This is a genomic window from Nonlabens sp. (assembly GCF_051251825.1).
GTDB lineage: Bacteria > Bacteroidota > Bacteroidia > Flavobacteriales > Flavobacteriaceae > Nonlabens.
On record NZ_JBPOGG010000002.1, the window covers coordinates 422,426 to 442,094 of the forward strand.

General features: G+C 37.5%; 17 protein-coding genes. 10 read left to right on the top strand and 7 right to left on the bottom strand.

From position 1 onward, the window contains the following. Window position 1 precedes the first annotated feature (1 nt). The 5 genes from ACSHWW_RS04245 to ACSHWW_RS04265 all read right to left on the bottom strand — a co-directional run bounded on the left by ACSHWW_RS04245 (window position 2) and on the right by ACSHWW_RS04265 (window position 10,548). Entirely contained in the window at window positions 2–592 is a 591-nt protein-coding gene (locus tag ACSHWW_RS04245; protein WP_435681169.1) for a cytochrome c oxidase subunit 3, read from the bottom strand. Continuing rightward, window positions 593–1,486 carry a heme o synthase gene (gene cyoE / locus ACSHWW_RS04250; protein ID WP_435681170.1) on the bottom strand — a complete coding sequence of 298 codons (894 nt, stop codon included), beginning with the start codon at window positions 1,484–1,486 and terminating at the stop codon, window positions 593–595. A 198-nt stretch (window positions 1,487–1,684) separates the two neighbouring features. Continuing rightward, entirely contained in the window at window positions 1,685–1,867 is a 183-nt protein-coding gene (locus tag ACSHWW_RS04255; protein ID WP_435681171.1) for a hypothetical protein, read from the bottom strand. A gap of 29 nt (window positions 1,868–1,896) precedes the next feature. Further along, complete coding sequence (locus tag ACSHWW_RS04260) at window positions 1,897–6,576, bottom strand: lectin-like domain-containing protein (RefSeq protein WP_435681172.1); 4,680 nt, start codon at window positions 6,574–6,576, stop codon at window positions 1,897–1,899. A gap of 468 nt (window positions 6,577–7,044) precedes the next feature. Further along, window positions 7,045–10,548, bottom strand: a complete 3,504-nt coding sequence (locus tag ACSHWW_RS04265; protein ID WP_435681173.1) for a leucine--tRNA ligase — start codon at window positions 10,546–10,548, stop codon at window positions 7,045–7,047. A gap of 126 nt (window positions 10,549–10,674) precedes the next feature. Between ACSHWW_RS04265 and ACSHWW_RS04270 the strand changes: the two genes are divergently transcribed. The 5 genes from ACSHWW_RS04270 to ACSHWW_RS04290 all read left to right on the top strand — a co-directional run bounded on the left by ACSHWW_RS04270 (window position 10,675) and on the right by ACSHWW_RS04290 (window position 14,269). Then, window positions 10,675–11,553 (top strand): cell division protein FtsX, encoded by an 879-nt coding sequence (locus tag ACSHWW_RS04270; RefSeq protein WP_435681174.1) that lies wholly within the window; start codon window positions 10,675–10,677, stop codon window positions 11,551–11,553. A gap of 148 nt (window positions 11,554–11,701) precedes the next feature. Next, a complete protein-coding gene (locus tag ACSHWW_RS04275) occupies window positions 11,702–12,007 on the top strand; it encodes a DUF3098 domain-containing protein (protein ID WP_435681175.1) in 306 nt (101 codons plus the stop codon). Beyond that, window positions 12,007–12,801 (top strand): undecaprenyl-diphosphate phosphatase, encoded by a 795-nt coding sequence (locus tag ACSHWW_RS04280; protein WP_435681176.1) that lies wholly within the window; start codon window positions 12,007–12,009, stop codon window positions 12,799–12,801. The genes ACSHWW_RS04275 and ACSHWW_RS04280 overlap by 1 nt, the downstream gene beginning before the upstream one ends. Window positions 12,802–12,809: 8 nt before the next feature. Next, window positions 12,810–13,517 carry a tRNA pseudouridine(55) synthase TruB gene (gene truB, locus ACSHWW_RS04285; RefSeq protein ID WP_435681177.1) on the top strand — a complete coding sequence of 236 codons (708 nt, stop codon included), beginning with the start codon at window positions 12,810–12,812 and terminating at the stop codon, window positions 13,515–13,517. 2 nt (window positions 13,518–13,519) lie between these two features. After that, window positions 13,520–14,269, top strand: coding sequence for an SUMF1/EgtB/PvdO family nonheme iron enzyme (locus ACSHWW_RS04290; RefSeq protein ID WP_435681178.1), 750 nt, complete (start codon window positions 13,520–13,522; stop codon window positions 14,267–14,269). On the opposite strand, the gene ACSHWW_RS04295 is transcribed toward ACSHWW_RS04290, so the two are convergent. Beyond that, window positions 14,266–14,742 (bottom strand): LEA type 2 family protein, encoded by a 477-nt coding sequence (locus tag ACSHWW_RS04295; protein WP_435681179.1) that lies wholly within the window; start codon window positions 14,740–14,742, stop codon window positions 14,266–14,268. The genes ACSHWW_RS04290 and ACSHWW_RS04295 overlap by 4 nt on opposite strands. 112 nt (window positions 14,743–14,854) lie before the next feature. On the opposite strand from ACSHWW_RS04295, the gene ACSHWW_RS04300 reads away from it, so the two are divergent. Then, window positions 14,855–16,063: a LamG-like jellyroll fold domain-containing protein gene (locus ACSHWW_RS04300; RefSeq protein ID WP_435681180.1), complete on the top strand. Its 1,209-nt coding sequence runs from the start codon at window positions 14,855–14,857 to the stop codon at window positions 16,061–16,063. 19 nt (window positions 16,064–16,082) lie between these two features. Next, window positions 16,083–16,562 (top strand): hypothetical protein, encoded by a 480-nt coding sequence (locus ACSHWW_RS04305; protein ID WP_435681181.1) that lies wholly within the window; start codon window positions 16,083–16,085, stop codon window positions 16,560–16,562. Here the strand turns inward: ACSHWW_RS04305 and ACSHWW_RS04310 are convergent, their stop codons facing one another. Continuing rightward, a complete protein-coding gene (locus ACSHWW_RS04310) occupies window positions 16,563–17,318 on the bottom strand; it encodes a helix-turn-helix domain-containing protein (RefSeq protein ID WP_435681182.1) in 756 nt (251 codons plus the stop codon). It lies immediately after the preceding gene. A 367-nt stretch (window positions 17,319–17,685) separates the two neighbouring features. On the opposite strand from ACSHWW_RS04310, the gene ACSHWW_RS04315 reads away from it, so the two are divergent. The 3 genes from ACSHWW_RS04315 to ACSHWW_RS04325 all read left to right on the top strand — a co-directional run bounded on the left by ACSHWW_RS04315 (window position 17,686) and on the right by ACSHWW_RS04325 (window position 19,640). Beyond that, window positions 17,686–18,081, top strand: a complete 396-nt coding sequence (locus ACSHWW_RS04315) for a molecular chaperone Tir (protein ID WP_435681183.1) — start codon at window positions 17,686–17,688, stop codon at window positions 18,079–18,081. Between the two features lie 63 nt (window positions 18,082–18,144). Next, window positions 18,145–18,858 carry a PspA/IM30 family protein gene (locus ACSHWW_RS04320; RefSeq protein ID WP_435681184.1) on the top strand — a complete coding sequence of 238 codons (714 nt, stop codon included), beginning with the start codon at window positions 18,145–18,147 and terminating at the stop codon, window positions 18,856–18,858. 71 nt (window positions 18,859–18,929) lie between these two features. Further along, on the top strand, window positions 18,930–19,640 hold the full coding sequence (locus ACSHWW_RS04325; RefSeq protein ID WP_435681185.1) for a hypothetical protein: 711 nt from the start codon (window positions 18,930–18,932) through the stop codon (window positions 19,638–19,640). The last annotated feature ends 29 nt before the right edge of the window (window positions 19,641–19,669 follow it).

Below are 19,669 nucleotides of genomic sequence, written 5' to 3' on the forward strand. Positions count from 1 at the left end.
TCTAAAAAATGTCTTTTGCAAACCCTAAAAACAATAGTAAATATATCCAAAGAATATCTACAAAATGCCAGAAAATAGCACCTAACTCAAACCCCAGAATATTCACCGGAGAATACTTACCTTGAACAGTACGTATAGTCATGATTAACAGCGCTATAAGACCAGCAGCAATATGGGCTAAGTGAGCGACTACAATCACATATATAAATGAGGCGTTAACACTACTACCTGATCCAGTTAAGAATATTTTTTCATTTACTAAACTCTCAAAACCGGCAAATTGCATAAAAACAAAAACACTTCCCAGTATAAAAGTGATTACCGTTAATATGGTGCCGCCACTTTTATTATTATTCAAAATGGCTTTTTTTGCCAAGAACAATGTTAAACTGCTTAATAGAATAACACCTGTGCTCCAGTAAAACTCCTGTGGCAATTCAATCTCCACCCAATCTTTACGACCACGACTTACCACATAAGCACTTGTCAATCCAGCAAACATCATGATGAGGCTTACAATTCCAAACCACAACATTTGTTTTTTGGAACGGCCTATTTTCTCCTCGTGCGTTAATTCTATTTCTTCCATCATTTATCTTAAAAATTTGTCGACCACATAAATTATTTGAATCAATGTGATATAACTTACACTCACTAACATTAACTTTTTAGCGACTTCATTAGACCGTTCCTTAAATAGTTTGATGGCATAATACAAAAACCACAAGCCTAAAAGACCTACTAAAACAGCACTTACCCAATTTATATAAAGACTACCTGTAATCCCAAATGCAGGAATGAGCGATATAGCAATAGTCCATATAGTGTACAGAATAATTTGTATCGCTGTTCCACGATCTGTATCTCCTGTAGGTAACATTTTAAAACCTCCAGCTTTGTAGTCGTCTTTAAGCATCCATCCTATCGCCCAGAAGTGTGGAAATTGCCAGAAAAACTGTAACATGAATAAAGTACCTGGTTCAATCCCAAAATCACCACTTGCAGCAACCCATCCTAACATGTAAGGAATCGCTCCTGGAAAAGCTCCAACAAACACACATAAAGGAGTGCGCGTCTTCAATGGAGTATATAATAGAACATATAAGAGAATACTAAGAGCCCCAAAAAAGGCCGTAGCAGGATTGATAAGATATAATATAACCACACCACTTATGGACATGATTAATCCATAGATCCATGCCGTAGAAACAGCTACACGACCTGTAGGCAAAGGTCTATTGCGCGTTCTCTTCATGAGTGCGTCTAGATCCTTTTCTATAATTTGATTAAATACGTTTGAGGAACCTACTAAGAAGTATCCTCCTACTATAAGCATGAGAATGATTTTCCAGTCATAAACAGTTGCTCCAAGAAAATATCCTGCAATAGATGAGAACACGACCACCACAGACAGTCTAGGCTTCGTGAGCTCGATAAGGTTCTTCACCATACTAGGTGACTTTTCTATGGCATTAACTTCAGTCAAAAAGCTTATTTAGTTAATTGATTCGTAGGGTTTGCAAAGATACCTTACAACTCCTATGTTACAAAGTAAAACAATTGCTTTGAGATAGAATTATGATTGTTGTGGATACGCTTTCGCGAAAGCGTGATTAAAAAAACGGTATATAAAAAAAGGGAATCCTTACGGATTCCCTTTTTAATATACAGTATTAAATAAATACTATTTGTTGCGCTTTAACTTTACAACACCTAATCCAATTGCAGCAGCAATTGCTAGAGCGATTCCTGGGATAGGAGCTCCTGTATCATCAAGTGTTGCTCCAAAACCTGGAGCAGTTTGAGCCATTGCAGTAGTAGATACTGTTAAAAAAGCTATTAAAGCTAATAATTTTATGTTTTTCATTTCCTTGTTTTTAATATTATTAAATGATGCTATTTTTTGATAATTCTACGAGTAACTGTTTCAGCACCAGCAGTAATATTTAGCAAATATACACCTTTCGTTAAACTTGAAAGATTTTCAACAATTAATTTTCCTCCAACTAATTGTATGTCATCCTTCTGAGTAATTAACTGACCTAAAGAATTGTAAAGAGCATAACTCACATCATTACTGAAATCGCTTCCAATTACAACCGTTACTGCATCACCAGATACAGGATTAGGATATAATTTAACTGCGCTCTCTAGAGATAAGTTATCATCAACACTTAGAGTAACATTCTGGAATACGATTTCAAAACGATCAAGTGCTGAGCTATTAGCATCATTAATGTCAACTGTTACATCTACTAGAGTAGTTCCTTGAGATAATGGAGATAAGTTACCTGTGAAATTATCTTTCAAGTAAACATCCATTCCTGGTAAACCATTCACAACTGCTTCAAAAGTGTAATTGCTTACAGTCTGGTTAGAGAAGTTCAATTCTATAACATCACTAACACTAGGTAAAGTTCTACGCTCAAATGCTAATCTATCACCAGTAGCATCATGAACTACAGATATGTTTTCATCTATGTTATTGAATTTGCGTGCATCACGAGTATCTAAACCTAGATTCTCAGTTGCTCCAAATTCAATAATCAACCCATCCTGTGCCGTTTGACCAGCAGTATATCTAGCTGCATCAAATACCGTTAATTCAATACTATTAGTTAATTGAGGTGTATTAAATATAATAGCATCATCTGCACTTAATCTATCTGCTAATTCAAAATCAACAGTACCAGCTGCAGTTGCTTCCATGAAGAAAGCTTGACCTGGCTCAATTACATTAGTCGCGTTACTACCTGCTGTAGCCGATCCTCCAGGAAGTGTTACCGTCGTATAAGCTCCTTGAGTTCCTAAAGTAGGATCCCAATAGTAAACAAATCCTGTTGTATTTGATGTACCAACGGTAGCCATATCCATAAATGATTGATAAGGATTTCCTAATAAATTAAAACCAGTGGTTGTAGGTAAAGATTTATCACCATTTTCCAATGCACCATTTGCTCTCAACGTAGTTGTTACGCCAGCTCCTGAAGCATTATCATTTAAATCAATATTTCTATCTCCACGCACCATCATACGATATCCATTACCGATTATATGATTGGTATTATTAGTATTTGCAACAGCACTCCAAGCAGCTCCTCCAAAAGAGAACATACTAGGATTACCAGAAGCTGTAAGATCTAATCCAGTAGCCGCGTCAGTCTCACCTGCATCACTAGCAGAAAGGTTGGTTACGTTAGCACTTTGAACACCTGTAATATGTGTACCGAAACCAGCTGGCTCTAATCCACCTTCTTGCCATGTATCAAATATAGAAGAACCTGATACAGGAGAAGCTAAGAATCTAAATGCTCTATTACCAGAAATATAACGCTGTGCTACAATATTAGGTTCTCCATTTGCAGCGTTTTCTACAGAACTAGAATCTAATGCAAATGCACCAGTGATATGAGCAGTCTCTGTAGCCGTACTAGCAAATACGATTCCTGTTAAAGGTCCAAAAATAGGACCTGTAGCATTTGTCATTCCACCACCTGCTAAATCTAAATTACCTGTAAAGGTTAAAATTGCTGGGACTGCTGGCTGGAAACCTGGAACTCCTTTAAATTCGCCAACTTGCACGCCTTGAGGATCCGTAATTCTGTAATTGTTCAATGTAGCATTTAAATTACCTACTGATAACTCCACTCCATTAGATTCGTTTGAAGTTCCAGCATTATTATGTATAATATAACCATCTCCAGAAGATGTAGTATTTAATGATACCTTTTGACGTACTGTTATATCTGTATTCAAAACTAATTCTGAAGCACCAAGATTGTTAAACCCTAAAGTTAAATCCTTAATTATAAAACCGTCATTAATGGTCGCTGTTCCTTCTTGGATTAGCACATCTTCTATACCTAAGATATAACCTTCTGGATTATCAATCCAGCCATTATTGTATGTAAAGTTAAAATCTCTCCATCTATAATCCCAGTCTCCATTGGCAGACGAACTAGCATTTCCAGCAAGACCGCTTGGACCTCCAGCTGCTGCCGTAGGAACAATGTTTCCATTAGGAGTATTATAGGCATCCATCATTGTATTTACTGCAAGATCTTCACTTGCGTCGTCAAGACCATTTCCATTAGCATCAGCCATTGCAGCTGTGATACCAGATTCTGTTCTATCGTCTGTACCATCACTATCTGCATCTAAGGTTAAGTAATCTAAATCTTCATCTCTAGCAAAATTAGGGAATTGCGACTCTGTATCTACAGGAACTAATCCAGTCCCATAGTTGCTTGCAAGACCTGCCTCAGTACCAGTTGCGTTTACTACCGCTGGAGCTAACCATCCTGAAGTTGTTTGTGCTTCAACGTTGTCTGGAATACCATCACCGTCAGAATCTAGATCCAACTGATTAGGAATACCATCCATATCTGTATCAACAAATACAGGTACTTCACAAATGTCTGTAAACCTTACTTTTTGTTCAGAAACAGATCCACCAGTTGCTGCCGTAAATCCTAAAAAGGCTTTATCACCACCAAAGTATGTAGTGGCAAAACTAGGAGTCGTCAAACTACCTGCTAAAACGCCATCTACTGTATAAAATAGACTCTCATTAGTTGCATCCCAGGAAATGAATACGGTGTGAGCAAGTCCGTCCTCTATTTCGCCAATTGGTTTTGCATCACTCAATAATACTCTACCAGCAGCTGAGTTATCATAAGTGTCTGTATCCCATATAGAACCATGATCTGCTGCGAGGTCATTCCATGACGCACCATTATTAAAAATATCCAATTCTAGTGCAATACCATTTTGAATAGTTTGAGCACCTAATCCTCCACCAGGGTTACCAGTAGCGTTTGCTCCAGCTGGATCGTTTTGAAAGACTATTGCGATACCGTCTGCTCTTTCACCAGAAACAGCGTTTTGTTCACTAAATGTTACTTCAAAACTAAAATCAAAATTACTTCCAAAATCAAACTGATTATTTGAGAAAGCAGAACCTAATTCAAATGTTGCTTCATTTGTCAAAATAAGCTCTTGATTATCCGTTGGGTTTATAACAGCATCACCATCTAGAACAAATAACTGATCGATTGATTTACCTTCTAATAATTTCTCTGTACAATCTGTAATACCATCATTATCGTTATCCACGTCCACGTTATCTAAAACACCGTCGCCATCTACATCTAAGGAATCATCATTTAAAATGGTTGCTGTAGCAGTATTAAGACTACCTATAGTATAAGCAGCATCGGCAGTTATTTCAATAGTAAAAAATTCGTCAGATTCAACGTCTGTATCGCTGTTTATGTTAACCTGTAATACAGCAGATGTTTGACTTGCAGGAATAGTTATAGATGTAAAGTTAGGAGTTCCACTAACGTCAGTAGCATTAAATCCTGCTCCATCTGTTTTAGTAAATTGAACCGTTAAACTATTTGCAGTACTTCCTGTACGAGCAAATGTAAAATCAAATACCGCACTATCTTCATCAGCACTTGTCGGGCTTAACGCCACATTTACTTCTCCAGGCGCAGCGCCAGTAACAATATCACCAGACGTACCACCGAAAGATTCAAAGGCAAAATTACCTCCTCCACAATCTGAGCGTATCGATAATGATGAATAACTCTCACCTTCTGGTAAACCAGTAATTGTAAAACTAGTTGCAGTTCCTACAGAAATACCTGAATAACCAGCAACATCGTTCCCAAAGTCGTCAACCAAAGTATATTGATAGTCGGTCGCTCCAGCACCTGCCGTATAAGCTACTGATATAGCAGAACTATTAGTATCTGGTATTACTGTAAGATTAGTTACAGGATCACAAGAAAGGGTTGTAAAACTTACAGGACCAGCCCAACCTGAAACAGTTGAAGTAGCTGGACAATTACCACGTACATAAGCATCATAAGTTGTACCTGCCGTTAAACCGCTTGCATTTACTGTAAAAGACGCAACCGAGCCAGAATCATAGGCCGCGGTAGCTACATTTGGAGGAACACCTGAATCCATAACGATAAATTGAGCACTTCCATTTAAAGCCCCACCGGCAGTAACAGATAAGTCTGAGCTTGTGAAATCAATATTTGAAGCCGCTAAACCTGTAGGTTCACCGCAGCCCGCAGTAACTGTCACTGTAGCAGGCGCAAAAACAAAACCAGCTTGAGTTGTAGCACTATTAGTGCTTGATGAAAATACTACTAAATTTGAGTTAAGAATAATATCTGCAACAAATGACCATCTAACGGTACCTGTAAACCCTGCACTTACAGGTATATTAAATTGATGATTCTGTGTAGCACTCGAGAAACCTCCGGCAGTGAATGGCGTTCCACCATTATCTAAATCACTTAATACTTGGTAGGTAGCAGATTGAGCATCGATAGCTGATAATAACTGCGCTTCCGTACATCCTTCACATGCATACAAATCTAAAGTATATTCAATATCTGAAAAACTGAACCCAGGATCATATGTTGCATCTGCAAGAAAAGTATTTCCTGCGGTGACCGGATCTGGTGTTGACGATATAGTTGTCCAACTTTGTGCATTTGAAAATTGGAACACTCCTATAAAGAGTAGTCCCAGTAATAGTAATTTGTTTTTCATAGTAATTTATTTAGATAAAGCACTTTCCCCTTGAAAAATACAGAACCACAAAGAAAAAGAAATTTTACCTTTGAATTATAAATTTTAACGAAGTATATCAAAAATAATAGCTTAAAGGTGTTTTTAATCGATAAAAAGCGAAATTGCAATAATTTAGGTCTTCAATCGTCTAAAAGCGTCGTTAACAATTATCACATATGTTAATTTAATAAGGGTGTTTTCCTACAAAATAAAACAGGCTAGCAACATAATTGTTCCTAGCCTGTTGATAAATAAGGTAATAGTCGTCTAATTAGTGAAATTGTCTTTTAGATTTAAAAATTCCCATCTTAAATACTTCCACTTCGACACAGCTCAGTGCATTGCCTAAGTGGAAGGACTTTTTTATCCTACCACAAAATTCACAATCTTACCAGGAACGATCCCATCCCTAGCCCTTCCCAACGGGAAGGGAACTTATTTTTCTCTTTAAAAAACGAAGTTTATGATTTTGCCTGGTACTACAATTGACTTCTTAATCTGTTTTCCTTCTAGTTGTTCTTGCACTTTCTCATTATCTAGTACCATTTTTTCTAGCTCGTCTTTTGAGATGTCTACTGGTAAGTCAAGTGTGAACTTCATTTTACCATTGAACGAAATAGGATAGGTTTTGCTGCTTTCTATGAGATGCTTCTCTTCAAACACAGGAAAAGGTGCTTCACTTATAGAATCGGTATGACCTAATAGTGACCATAATTCCTCTGCGATATGTGGTGCATATGGTGACACTAATATCGCAAGTGGTTCTAGCACTTCACGACTGTTGCATTTTTGAGCAGTCAACTCATTAACCGCAATCATAAAACTACTCACGCTGGTATTAAAAGAGAAGTTCTCTATATCATCTTGCACTTTCTTAATAGTCTTGTGCAAAGTCTTCATGCTGTCTGGTGACGCTTTTTCATCGCTTACTGAGAATCCATTATCGTTATGATACAGTTTCCATAGTTTTTTCATAAAACCATAAACTCCAGTAATTCCTGCCGTATTCCATGGCTTAGCTTGTTCTAATGGTCCTAAAAACATTTCATACAATCGCAAAGTATCTGCACCATACTGGTCACAAATATCATCGGGACTTACTACGTTGTACTTAGACTTGGACATTTTTTCTACTTCACGAGAAACTTTAAAAGTTCCGTCATCAGCAGTAATAAATTCTGTATTTGCATATTCTGGTCGCCAAGCTTTAAACGCTTCTATGTCGAGTTCATTAGAATGATTGACTAGAGCAACATCGGCATGTAATTTTCTTCCAGACTTTATATTTAAATCTTTTGCTTTTACACCTTGAGAAATAAATCGTTTCTCCATCTTTCCATCCACTTCAATTTCCAATTCTTTTACAAAAGCACTTTCACCCAAAATCATTCCTTGATTGATCATCTTTTGGAACGGCTCGTTTACGGTAACCTTTCCTAAATCGTGTAACAACTTCACCCAAAATCTGCTGTACAACAAGTGACCAGTTGCGTGTTCGCTTCCTCCTATATATAGATCTACATTTTGCCAGTATTCTTGAGCTTCTTTTGAAAACATCTCGTTTTCATTGTTAGCATCCATGTATCTAAACATGTACCATGAGCTTCCTGCCCAACCTGGCATCGTGTTTAGTTCTAAAGGGTAAACATTATTATCTCGACCTAAATCCTTCCCTGTAGAACTTTCACTTTCGTTTTCCCATCCTAAATCCTTCCCTAAGGGAAGGACCATATCTTCATTCTTAAAATATTCTGGTCTTTGGTTTACAGCCTCTGAAATTTTTAAAAGAACCTCGTTAAGGTTTGTTAGAACCTCATCATTGGTAAATCTAATAACTTTATAACCTAATTTTTGCTCTAGTTTTAAGGTTCTCTGATGATCTTGATCGATCTGAAATTCGTGATATTTCCCATCTAACTCAACAATTAGCTTTCGCGTTAAGCAAACGAAATCAGGTATAAATTCATCAATAGGATGCTGTTGCCTAAACTTAAATCCTAGTTTTTTTCCTTTCAATTCTTTCCAAAGAATTGCCTCTGCATCCGTTGGATTTTTGCGCATTTCTTGTGCACGCTCTAATAAAGTAGAAGCTATCTCAGGCTTAGCAGTAAAGTAGCCTGGGTTTTCTTGTTGATCCCATCCTAAATCCTTCCCTAAGGGAAGGACTTCCTCCGATTTGCTTCGCAAATCAGAAAAACTTGTTTTTTCTGCAATTCCCTTCCCTTTGGGAAGGGCTAGGGATGGGTTGGCTACCACACAATTATTCACCGCATCCCAATGCCATTTTTTTGCACGACCTAATGGTGGCGCGCCATCTTCTGTAGGTAAATATTCGTCCACTTCTGGCAACTCGATAGGCAAGTGCTTGCGATCTATCATTTGTGGCAATCCGTCCTTATAATATACTGGGAAAGGTTCACCCCAATAACGCTGTCGCGAAAACACCGCATCACGCAAGCGGTAATTGGTCTTTCCTTTTCCTGCGTTTACTTCTTCTAGTTTTTCAATCGCTGCTGCCATGGCACCATTCTGGTAGCTCATTCCATTTAAGAAATCACTGTTGCAAAGCGGTGTTTTGTCTTTTGCAGCATAAGCTTCTTTACTGATATCTATTCCTTCAAAAATATTTTTGATCGCAGGCATTCCTTCCTGACCTGCAAAAAAATTTGCAAATGTATGATCGCGCTCATCTCCACAAGGTACTGCCATTACGGCTCCAGTTCCATATCCAGCAAGTACATAATCGCCTATCCAAACTGGCACAGGCTCACCACTTAAAGGATGCGTCGCATAAGCTCCTGTAAACACTCCAGAAATGGTCTTCACATCGGCCATGCGTTCTCGTTCTGATCGAGCTGCGGTTGCTTTTTTATAAGCTTCAACGGCATCTTTTTGTGCTGGCGTTGTAATTTGATCAACTAACTCATGTTCTGGAGCCAGCGTCATAAAAGTTACTCCATAAATAGTATCGGGTCTGGTGGTAAAGACATCTATTTTAAGCCTCTCCTCAGTCCTCTCCAGCGGAGATGAAGCTTTTTCTAATTGAAACGAGACCATTGCACCAACCGATTTACCGATCCAGTTGCGTTGTATTTCTTTGATGGATTCTGACCAGTCTAAACCGTCAAGATCGTTTAATAATCGCTCTGCAAACGCACTTATTCTCATCATCCACTGGCGCATTTTCTTGCGCACCACTGGATGTCCACCACGTTCACTTACGCCGTTGACGATCTCATCATTTGCAAGTACCGTTCCTAGTGCTGGGCACCAGTTTACTTCTGTATTTGCAAGAAAGGTCAATCTGTAATCTAATAGTATTTCTTGTTGTTCTTCATCTGTAAATGCGTTCCACTCTGCGGCTGTAAATGCTCTCAAATCATCTTCAGTAGCAGCGTTGATGTTGTTGGTTCCGCTTTCGCGAAAGCGTACTACCAATTCCTCAATAGGTCTTGCACGATCTGCCTCTTTATCATACCAGCTATCAAAAAGCATGATAAAAATCTCCTGAGTATATTTATAATAATCTGGTGAAGAAGTTCTTACCTCACGATCCCAATCAAAGCTAAAACCGATGCGATCCATCTGGTTGCGGTAACCTGCAATCTTATTTCCAGACTTATCTGTTCCACCTTCTATATTAGTTAACGTAGTCGCTGCAGGATGCTGACCGGTTTGAATCGCATACTGCTCTGCAGGCAACCCAAAACTGTCATAACCCATAGGATGCAAGACGTTAAAACCTGCGTGGCGCTTATATCGAGACACAATATCACTCGCAATATAACCCAGCGGATGCCCTACGTGTAGCCCAGCACCACTAGGGTAAGGGAACATATCGAGTGCGTAGAACTTAGGCTTAGTAGAATTATTTACCGCTTTAAAGGTTTTATTCTCGGCCCAATGTTGCTGCCATTTTGCTTCAATAGATTTGTGGTCGTAATGCGTCATTATAGTATCTTAAGAAAGCGCAAAAATAGGGTGTTTACAACAATGCCGAAACTTATAGCGTTGTAATCGTCAGTAGCTCATTTACTTTATTATTTTTGTGATACGATAAATTACGTATTTCACTCTATGGCATCACACGAGAGATATCAAAAAAGACGATTGTTCAGCTCCTATTTTTGGGTGGTGATCAGTGTGTTTCTAGTATTGTTTTTACTAGGAATCATGGGCTTTTTCTTATTGAACAGTCAGCAAATCGCAGATCATTTCCGTGAGCAAGTTCCTATGTCGATTTACTTTAAAGAAAGTGCCAAAGAAGTAGAAATGCGCCAGCTAGAAAAAACTTTACAAATGGCAGAGTATACTAAAAGTGCCATCTACGTGCCTGCTGAGGAAGGCGCAAAAAAGCTTGTGGATGATCTAGGTGAAGATTTTATTGCAAATCTGGATGGGTTTAATCCACTGCCTAATTCTATAGATGTGCGATTAAATGCCAACTTTGTTACTGATGGTGAGATCGAACAAATCGCGCAGGATTTAACAGCCAAAGATTATGTGCAAGAAGTACAGTATGACAAACCACTGGTTTCTTTATTAAATGAAAACGTGAAACGCATCACCTTCTGGATGCTAGTAGTTGCAGGAATATTTGTTTTAATATCTTTCTTGCTCATTAACAGCTCCATACGACTGTCAGTTTATGCAAAACGTTTCACTATAAAAACTATGCAAATGGTAGGTGCGACCAAAGGTTTTATACGCAAGCCTTTTATATGGACGAGTGTTAAACTAGGATTGATAGGCGCTGTTCTCGCATTAATTGCCCTAGCTGGAGTGGTTTACTGGATGAATGGATTGATTCCAGAGTTAGAAATATTGAAAAATTACCAAATGCTGGCGATTCTATTTATAGGAGTCCTGGTTTTTGGAGTATTGATAAGCTTATTGAGTACGTTTTTTGCAACGACGAGGTATTTGAATTTAAGAACTGATGAGTTGTATTATTAAGGCCAAACCTTTTCCCCAGCCCTAAAGGGTGAGGTTTTGATAAAGGTTGAAAATGAATTTGAAATTTAAGTTTAAGTTTAAGTTTAAAAATCTGTTTATCATAACAATACAGTTAAGCGGAGCGAGAAAAAAAATTAAAATATTAAAGATGAAACAAGGAAAAATAAAAGCACCACAGAAAAACGTTCCGCATACTGAGGCGCAGCCAGTTGTAGAAGAAAATGTCAAACCACGTTTTGAATTTATCTTTAAGAAAAAGAACTACATGTGGATGATTATAGGACTTGTCGTGATCGTTGCAGGTTTTGCCTTGATGGCTGGTGGTGGAAGTGATGATCCTACTGTTTTTAACGAATCTATTTTCTCATGGCGCAGGATACGTCTTGCTCCTACTCTAGTTCTTATAGGTTTCGGGATTGAAATGTATGCGATTCTTTTAAATCCAGATAAATAATGGAGTGGCTCGATGCGCTCATCTTAGGAGTGATTCAAGGTCTTACTGAGTTTTTACCAGTTTCTTCAAGTGGTCATTTGGAATTAGGAAAAGCTGTACTAGGCGATAATTCTGTTCCTGAAGAAAGTTTACTATTTACAGTCGTGCTACATTTTGCTACAGCGCTAAGTACCATCATTGTTTTCAGAAAAGATATTTTTAATATCATCGCTGGAATATTTACGGGTAATAATGAGGACCTCATTTTTGCAGGTAAAATTGTTGCCTCTATGTTTCCTGCTGTGATTGTAGGATTATTTTTTGAAGAGCAGTTAGAATCTTTATTCAATGGAAATATAGTTCTTGTAGGTTGTATGCTTATAGTTACAGGATTACTACTGTTTCTTGCAGGTCGTGCTAAAAACACTGGTAAAAACATAAGTTGGAAAGATGCTGTACTCATAGGAATCTCTCAAGCGATTGCGATGTTACCTGGAATATCTCGCAGTGGAGCAACTATTTCAACGAGTGTTCTATTAGGTAATGATCGTACAAAAGCGGCACGTTTTTCTTTCTTAATGGTTGTTCCATTAATTTTTGGAAAAATAGCTAAGGATATTATGAGTGGAGATATCTCCATGGAAAGCAGTGCAAGCATGCCACTTCTCATAGGTTTTATCGCTGCGTTTGTAACAGGATTACTCGCTTGCACTTGGATGATCTCGCTTGTGCGCAAGGCAAAGTTGCATTACTTCTCTTATTATTGTTTTGCGGTAGGATTGATTGCTATTGCAGCAGGAGTTTTTAATGGATAAGCAGTACTATGGATCCTAATTTGCCACCTATTACAAATCCTTATTTACTAGGTAAAGTATTACTCATCGATAAACCACTTGGCTGGACCTCTTTTCAAGTGGTGAATAAAATAAGATGGTTGATCAAGCAAGAATTCAGGCTCAAAAAAATTAAAGTAGGTCATGCAGGAACTCTTGATCCACTTGCCAGCGGTCTGTTAATTATATGTACAGGAAAAGAGACTAAGAACATTGATCTTTATCAGGCACAAGAAAAAGTATATACAGGAACAATCACATTAGGAGCAACCACACCTAGCTATGATCTCGAGACCGAGATTGACCAGAGATTTTCAACTAGTGAATTGACACCAGAATTACTCATCAAAACAACCGAGCAATTCACTGGTGACATCATGCAAAAACCACCTATTTACTCGGCGCTTAAAAAAGACGGAAAACGACTATATGAAATAGCACGTGCTGGTCAAACGACAGAGATTAAAGAACGCCAGGTAAATGTTCAAGAATTTGAGCTGAGCAATTTTAGAATCCCTAAAGTGGATTTTAAAATCACTTGTGGGAAAGGAACTTATATAAGATCACTTGCGCACGACTTTGGTCAAGCGCTAGATAATGGTGGCCATTTAAGCGCATTAAGACGCAATAAAATAGGCGACTATGACGTTAAAGATGCTCTCAATATAGCCCAATTTGAGGAGTCTCTAAAAAACTAACTATGAAAAACACACTACTACTCCTGCTTTTAATTCCTTTTCTAGGATTAAGCCAAGACCTAAGCGTCAACAACTTGCCTAAAAAACTGGCTAAAAAAGCTCCAGGAACCATTAAAATTTCTGATCAACTATCTATCGATAAAAGACCTGTTGATGAATCTATGTATCAGGAATTTTTACAAAGCATTCAATCCTACTGGAACGATGAACGTTCAAAAGAAATACGCAGTAACAGCATTCAGGAAATATTAGGTTCTAGTAATAATGGTAAAATGAATCAACCATTATTTACAAAAATGCTGCCTACGGCCCTAAAATCATTAGATGTAGATAAGGCTTTTAAAGAAAATAATTCGTCTTTATTTGAGGTTGCAACTATGCACAATCCTGTAGTAGGAATCTCAAAAGAACAAGCAGCAACCTATTGCAAGTGGCGCACAGATATGCTATTCATTACTCAAAAGAATGATAAGAGATGGAGTGATGTAACTACACCTATTTACACCTACAGACTTGCGACTGAAGAAGAACTTACTATGGCTACAGCTCATTTTGAGGAAAAGAATAGAATCAATGTAATCCTAACATCACCTTCACAAATTGCTCCTACAAGTGCAAAAAGTTATTTAAGTAGTAATGATTACCAAGTCTTCAAAAACTCAAGTGTTGTCGAAATCACCTCTGAAAGTTCTGAGAACGAGTCTAATATATTTAGATGTGTTTGTGAAGTGAATTATCCTGAAAAACGCTAGTTAAAGATTTTTACAGGAACCTCAAGACTGTCCAGCACTGGTACTTGAAAATTCATCATTCCTTTTCCAGCTCTTATACTACCTTCATATTTGATAGCCACTTTCTGATTCACTAGAATTTGTAAAGTGGCATTTAACAATCCGCCACCTTTCTCTCCATAAAACTCCTTAGGAGACATTCTCGCAGTAAGCGGTAAAATAAACTCGCCACTAGCTGGCATTTCTATATCGAGATCTTGATTGATTTCGGCTGTTTTGCGTCCATCTACATAAACGTCAAATTTTGCTTGAGTAAGATCTAGTCCTACTGGATTAGGATTATACAACACACAATCACCAGTCAACTCTACATTATCAGTCGTGGCATTTTTGATTTTCACGTTTTTGATTTCCATAAAAACGACTTCTTCATAAGCATCTTCACATGATGTCATTAAAAATAGAATCGAGCATAATATTATAAAGGCACGCATAGTTGTGTATTTGTGGTAAAGATACTTGTAGTTATGCTTTCGCGAAAGCGTAATTAAAATTTCAAATAATTTTTACTAACTTTCTAACTACTAAAAACTTAACCCAACTATTATGAAAACACTTTTACTTTCCAGCATTTTACTGCTATCCACTATATCGCTCTCCGCTCAAACTCAAAATGGTCTAACCATGGATGGTACTAACGATTATGTGTCGACTACGTATAGTCCGCCATCGGGAAATGTAGCTCGTTCCATAGAAGCGTGGATAAAAACCACTGCAAATTCAGTTCCTAATGCTGGAGGAAGACAACAGATCATTGCAGATTTTGGGAGTTTTACCACTGGTGGTCGTTTTACCTTTAATGTTTTATGGGGCGGCGCCATACGTCTAGAAGTAGGTGGAAATGGTGTAAGCGGCACTGTGGCAGTAAATGATGGAAACTGGCATCACGTCGCTGTAGTTTATGATCCTGCAAACAGCGCTGGAACGGTTGCTTTATATGTAGATGGAAATTTAGATACGACTGGCACACCTACTGTAAGTGTTAATATAGGAAATACAACTCCTTTTACCATAGGTCGCCGAGTGGATGGTGTGAACAATTTTACAGGCTCCATAGATGAAGTAAGATTCTGGAACAGAGCACTTACTCCTAACGATCTAAACGTAGGTGGCGGCAGCGAAATTTGCCCTTCAAGCACTGGTTTAGGTGCTTATTTTCAGTTCAATGAAGGAATGCCGAGCGCTTCAAACAGCGGTATAAACTCACTTCCTGAATTAGTTAGTGGTAATGATGGAACCTTGAATGGATTCAGTCTTAGCGGTGGAACCTCTAACTGGACTCCAGGAGCTCCAGTGACTCGTTTTATCGATACTGATGTTTCTCAAAACGCTGGTGTCTTAACCGCAGCGCAATCTGGAGTTACCTATCAATGGATTGATTGCTCTACAAACATGCCTATTACTGGAGCAACAGGAATGACGTTTACACCTACTATGGTAGGCGATTATGCCGTTGATATCACTTCGCTAGGTTGTACTCAGCGTTCTGATTGTGAAACTGTGACTACATTAGGGATCGATGCGATAGCGTTAAGTGATGTTGCTCTTGTTCAAAATCCTTCTGCTTTTTTAAGTTTCAGTGGTTTACTAGCTAGTGATACTCAAGTTGCCATTTATACACTTTCAGGAAAAAAAGTTTTCACATCAACATTAAATAATTCCCAGTTGATCCAACCTAATATTTCATCAGGTTTATATATGGTTACCGTTTCTAAAAATGGTGCGAGTAAAAGGTTGAAGTGGATTAAGGAATGATATTTGTCCACCTTGTTATATGAGAAAAACTCTTCTAATTACTTTACTGATTTTTTCAAATCTGACTTTTAGTCAAATCAAAGATTGTAGTATTCAACAAATCCAATTAGAAACCTATGACTTTGTAGCTGAACATATTGAGATAATAAGTCCGCACATACTTAATAGAGATTCTCTTATTGAAGTGACCATTTATTTTAAAAAGAATTACGAGGAATACAAGTATGAATTCGAAATTAACTTTAAAGAAAATGAAGATTTCAGTCTCGTTTATTTTCTACTTCTACCAGAGAATAATTATAATGGTGAGAAAAGAATAACGCCAGTTATACATAAAAAATTAGATCAATTCATTACAAATAAAGTAAACGACTGCATAAAAAACAATACTGATTTTACCAATCAGGATTACGTTTCTATTGTTTTTAGAATTCCATTGTCTTTGAAGAATATTGAAAAAGCAAGAGAAGAAGTTTATGAAAGCTTAAAGAATCAATAACTACCTCATATTCCTCAACTCCTTCATTTGCGCCTCGAGAAATGCCATTTTATCTTCCATACTATCTGAGAAATCTGGAATGCGACGGAAGAATACATAACGCACACGCCATAATTCTTTAAGATCGTTAAGATGAATGGTTTGGTCCTCTATATTCTTATGATCTGCTCTCAGGACTAATCCATCTGCGGTGACATATAACCTGCGCAGTATCATTTTGCTCTCTGTCACGGCAAGAACTATAGTTCCATTATTGAGTTTCTTCACCACTTTATGAGGCACCTTTTCTCCTACAACGACATCATTAGGATATAATCCTTTATCATGTGAAGTCATTTCAAGGTTAGTGACCGTGTAAGCTCTAAAATCTTTATCTATATTAATAGGTAAGGATAATTTAGGTAAATCTTCTACAAATGATGGGTTATTGTAATACTCTAGGTAATCGTCTGCAAGTTTTTCTGTAATGCATGGCACTCGTGCAAATTGCTCTCGTTCCAGCTCTTCAGGAGTTAAAGTAAGCTTGTCATTAAATTTTAAAAGTTGATTCACGGTTAACTCGGCTGTAAGGATATCATCTATTGATATGCTAAAATAATTAGCAATTTTAATTATCGTTTCAATTTTAGGTTCACTTCTTTCCTCTTCATAAGCTCCTAAAGTACCTCTCTTTAAGTCAAATAGGTCTGCAAATGCCTGCTGACTCAAACTCTTAATCCCACGAATCTTTTTTATGTTTTTACCGAAAAATGACATTTATTTGCTAATTTTATTTGCAATTAAAAATAATTGTGTATATTTACACTAACAATATTAGCAAAATAGATTCTATTAAGCTAATATTTTGAGTAATACTTTATAATCCTAACCAATTATATCATAGACTTACTCAAATTTTGAGCATTTTAAATGATAGGCCGTTATTTAAAAGTTTAGGATGTTAAAAACAAATAAATCTATATGATTGTCTGGTCGAACGGACAGACAAATTAGATTTTAAACCATAACCTTAAAAACTTAAATGATGATACTAATAATGATTTACATCGCAGATGCCGCAGTGCACATTTTAGTGGGATAAGAAGTTCCTTTTTCGTAATATTAAACCTACCAATTAAAACCTATGAATAATTACTTCAACACCATAAAAGATTACTTACTAGAACTTGATTTTGATATCATTAGAGAAAATACCGCAGACGGTATTATGGTGATTGAAAAAGAAAGCGCTGGAGTAAAAAATATGATTTTAGGAATAGCACCGCCCATTTTAATTATGGAGCAGTACATTTTTAAAATCAATAATAAGAACGAAGAGGTTTTTAAAAGCCTCTTGCAAAAAAACCGTGACATCATTCACGGAGCTTTTGTACTAGATGAAAGTGGTTCTAAGGTCATCTTTAGAGACACACTTCAAATAGAAAACATAGACCTTAACGAGCTTGAAGGAACTCTCAACTCGCTAAGTCTATTGATGAGTGAATACTCAGACCAAATTATCAAATTTTCAAAATACTAACATAGGCGGATTCAATCCGCCGCAACGTAACGGCAGATCGCATCCGCCAATAAACCTAAAATCATGAACATATTTAAAAGAATATTTAAAATCGGTGAAGCACAAGCAAATAAAGCTGTAGATAACCTAGAAGATCCTATCACTATGACTGAGCAAGGAATACGTGATATGAAAACAGATCTTAATAAAAGTGTAGAAGCAATGGCTCAAGTAAAAGCACTCGCTATACGTTCTAAAAATGAACGCGATGAGTACGAGGCAACTGCCAAAGACTATGAATCAAAAGCGATGTTGATCCTTAAAAAAGCTCACGCTGGAGATATGGAAGTGGCCGATGCTGACAGACTTGCAAAAGAAGCACTTGCTAAAAAAGAAGAAGCTCAACAACACGCAAATCGTGCAGCTGCAGACACGGAGAAGTTTGACAAAAACGTTTCACAGTTAAAAGATACCATTGAAACTATCAAAGGAAACATCACAAACTGGGAAAACGAGTTAAAAACACTCAAAGCTCGTGTAAAAGTGAGCGACGCTACTAAAAATGTCAACAAACAAATGGCAGAACTAGACAGCGCAGGAACCGTGAGCATGCTCGAGCGCATGAAAGAAAAAGTCGCTCAAGACGAAGCACTTGCTGAAGCTTATGGAGATCTCGCAAAAACTACAAAATCTGTAGATGATGAAATCAACGCAGCTGCAGATACGACCGAAGCTAAACTAGATGATGACCTGGCTAAGTTGAAAGAGCAACTAGGGATTAAAAAAGATGAGGCATAAACCATTTACCTTTCCTAAGGGCAGACTTAAGTCTGCCCTTAGGAACCACTAACCATTAAATACTAACCTTCTTGGAAAACTATTTCAACATACTATTCTCTGAAGTGAACATCACGCTAACCGTGCTGTTGATCATACTCATCCTTTACTGGTGTGCCACGATGCTAACCGGAATCGATTTTGATTTAGATATCGATGTGGACATAGACGTAGATGTAGATGCAGACGTTGATCTGGACACAGGAATTGAAGGTGGAAATATGGATTTCCAAGACGTTGCAAATGCTGAGGTTGACCGCGAGCACGTCGTGAACAAACGCACTCGCAAACTCAAATGGTGGCAAATCTTTTTGATTTACTTCAACTTTGTGGGATTACCATTTATGTTCACATTTACATTTTGGGTATTTCTATGGTGGTTGATCTCCATATTAACTACTTCTATCACGGGTAGTTATGAAAACAGTTTTGGATTTGTGATCGTTCTCGCAGCAATCATTCCAGCATTAATACTGACTAAAATAATGACGACACCATTTAAATCATTTTTCAAACATTTGAATAAAGATGGCGATAAAGCTGTGGACTTTTTAGGTCGTAAAGCCTTACTTTTATCTTCCATTTCTGGAGATAAATTAGGAAATGCAGAGGTCATGGCAGACGGTAACGTGATGAGCATTTATGTAAAATCACTAGATGGATCAGAGTTACGCTTTCGCGAAAGCGTGCTCATCATCAAACAATCAGATGACAAAAATTATTTTTTAGTGAGTAAGGCCTAATAAGGAAAATTAACTATCAACTGTAAACT

What these genes read in the sequence shown, in the direction of transcription:
- ACSHWW_RS04245 (WP_435681169.1), bottom strand. Translation starts at nt 592, where the DNA reads ATGATGGAAGAAATAGAATTAACGCACGAGGAGAAAATAGGCCGTTCC.
- ACSHWW_RS04255 (WP_435681171.1), bottom strand. Translation starts at nt 1,867, where the DNA reads ATGAAAAACATAAAATTATTAGCTTTAATAGCTTTTTTAACAGTATCT.
- ACSHWW_RS04260 (WP_435681172.1), bottom strand. Translation starts at nt 6,576, where the DNA reads ATGAAAAACAAATTACTATTACTGGGACTACTCTTTATAGGAGTGTTC.
- ACSHWW_RS04265 (WP_435681173.1), bottom strand. Translation starts at nt 10,548, where the DNA reads ATGACGCATTACGACCACAAATCTATTGAAGCAAAATGGCAGCAACAT.
- ACSHWW_RS04270 (WP_435681174.1), top strand. Translation starts at nt 10,675, where the DNA reads ATGGCATCACACGAGAGATATCAAAAAAGACGATTGTTCAGCTCCTAT.
- ACSHWW_RS04275 (WP_435681175.1), top strand. Translation starts at nt 11,702, where the DNA reads ATGAAACAAGGAAAAATAAAAGCACCACAGAAAAACGTTCCGCATACT.
- ACSHWW_RS04280 (WP_435681176.1), top strand. Translation starts at nt 12,007, where the DNA reads ATGGAGTGGCTCGATGCGCTCATCTTAGGAGTGATTCAAGGTCTTACT.
- truB (WP_435681177.1), top strand. Translation starts at nt 12,810, where the DNA reads ATGGATCCTAATTTGCCACCTATTACAAATCCTTATTTACTAGGTAAA.
- ACSHWW_RS04290 (WP_435681178.1), top strand. Translation starts at nt 13,520, where the DNA reads ATGAAAAACACACTACTACTCCTGCTTTTAATTCCTTTTCTAGGATTA.
- ACSHWW_RS04295 (WP_435681179.1), bottom strand. Translation starts at nt 14,742, where the DNA reads ATGCGTGCCTTTATAATATTATGCTCGATTCTATTTTTAATGACATCA.
- ACSHWW_RS04300 (WP_435681180.1), top strand. Translation starts at nt 14,855, where the DNA reads ATGAAAACACTTTTACTTTCCAGCATTTTACTGCTATCCACTATATCG.
- ACSHWW_RS04305 (WP_435681181.1), top strand. Translation starts at nt 16,083, where the DNA reads ATGAGAAAAACTCTTCTAATTACTTTACTGATTTTTTCAAATCTGACT.
- ACSHWW_RS04310 (WP_435681182.1), bottom strand. Translation starts at nt 17,318, where the DNA reads ATGTCATTTTTCGGTAAAAACATAAAAAAGATTCGTGGGATTAAGAGT.
- ACSHWW_RS04315 (WP_435681183.1), top strand. Translation starts at nt 17,686, where the DNA reads ATGAATAATTACTTCAACACCATAAAAGATTACTTACTAGAACTTGAT.
- ACSHWW_RS04320 (WP_435681184.1), top strand. Translation starts at nt 18,145, where the DNA reads ATGAACATATTTAAAAGAATATTTAAAATCGGTGAAGCACAAGCAAAT.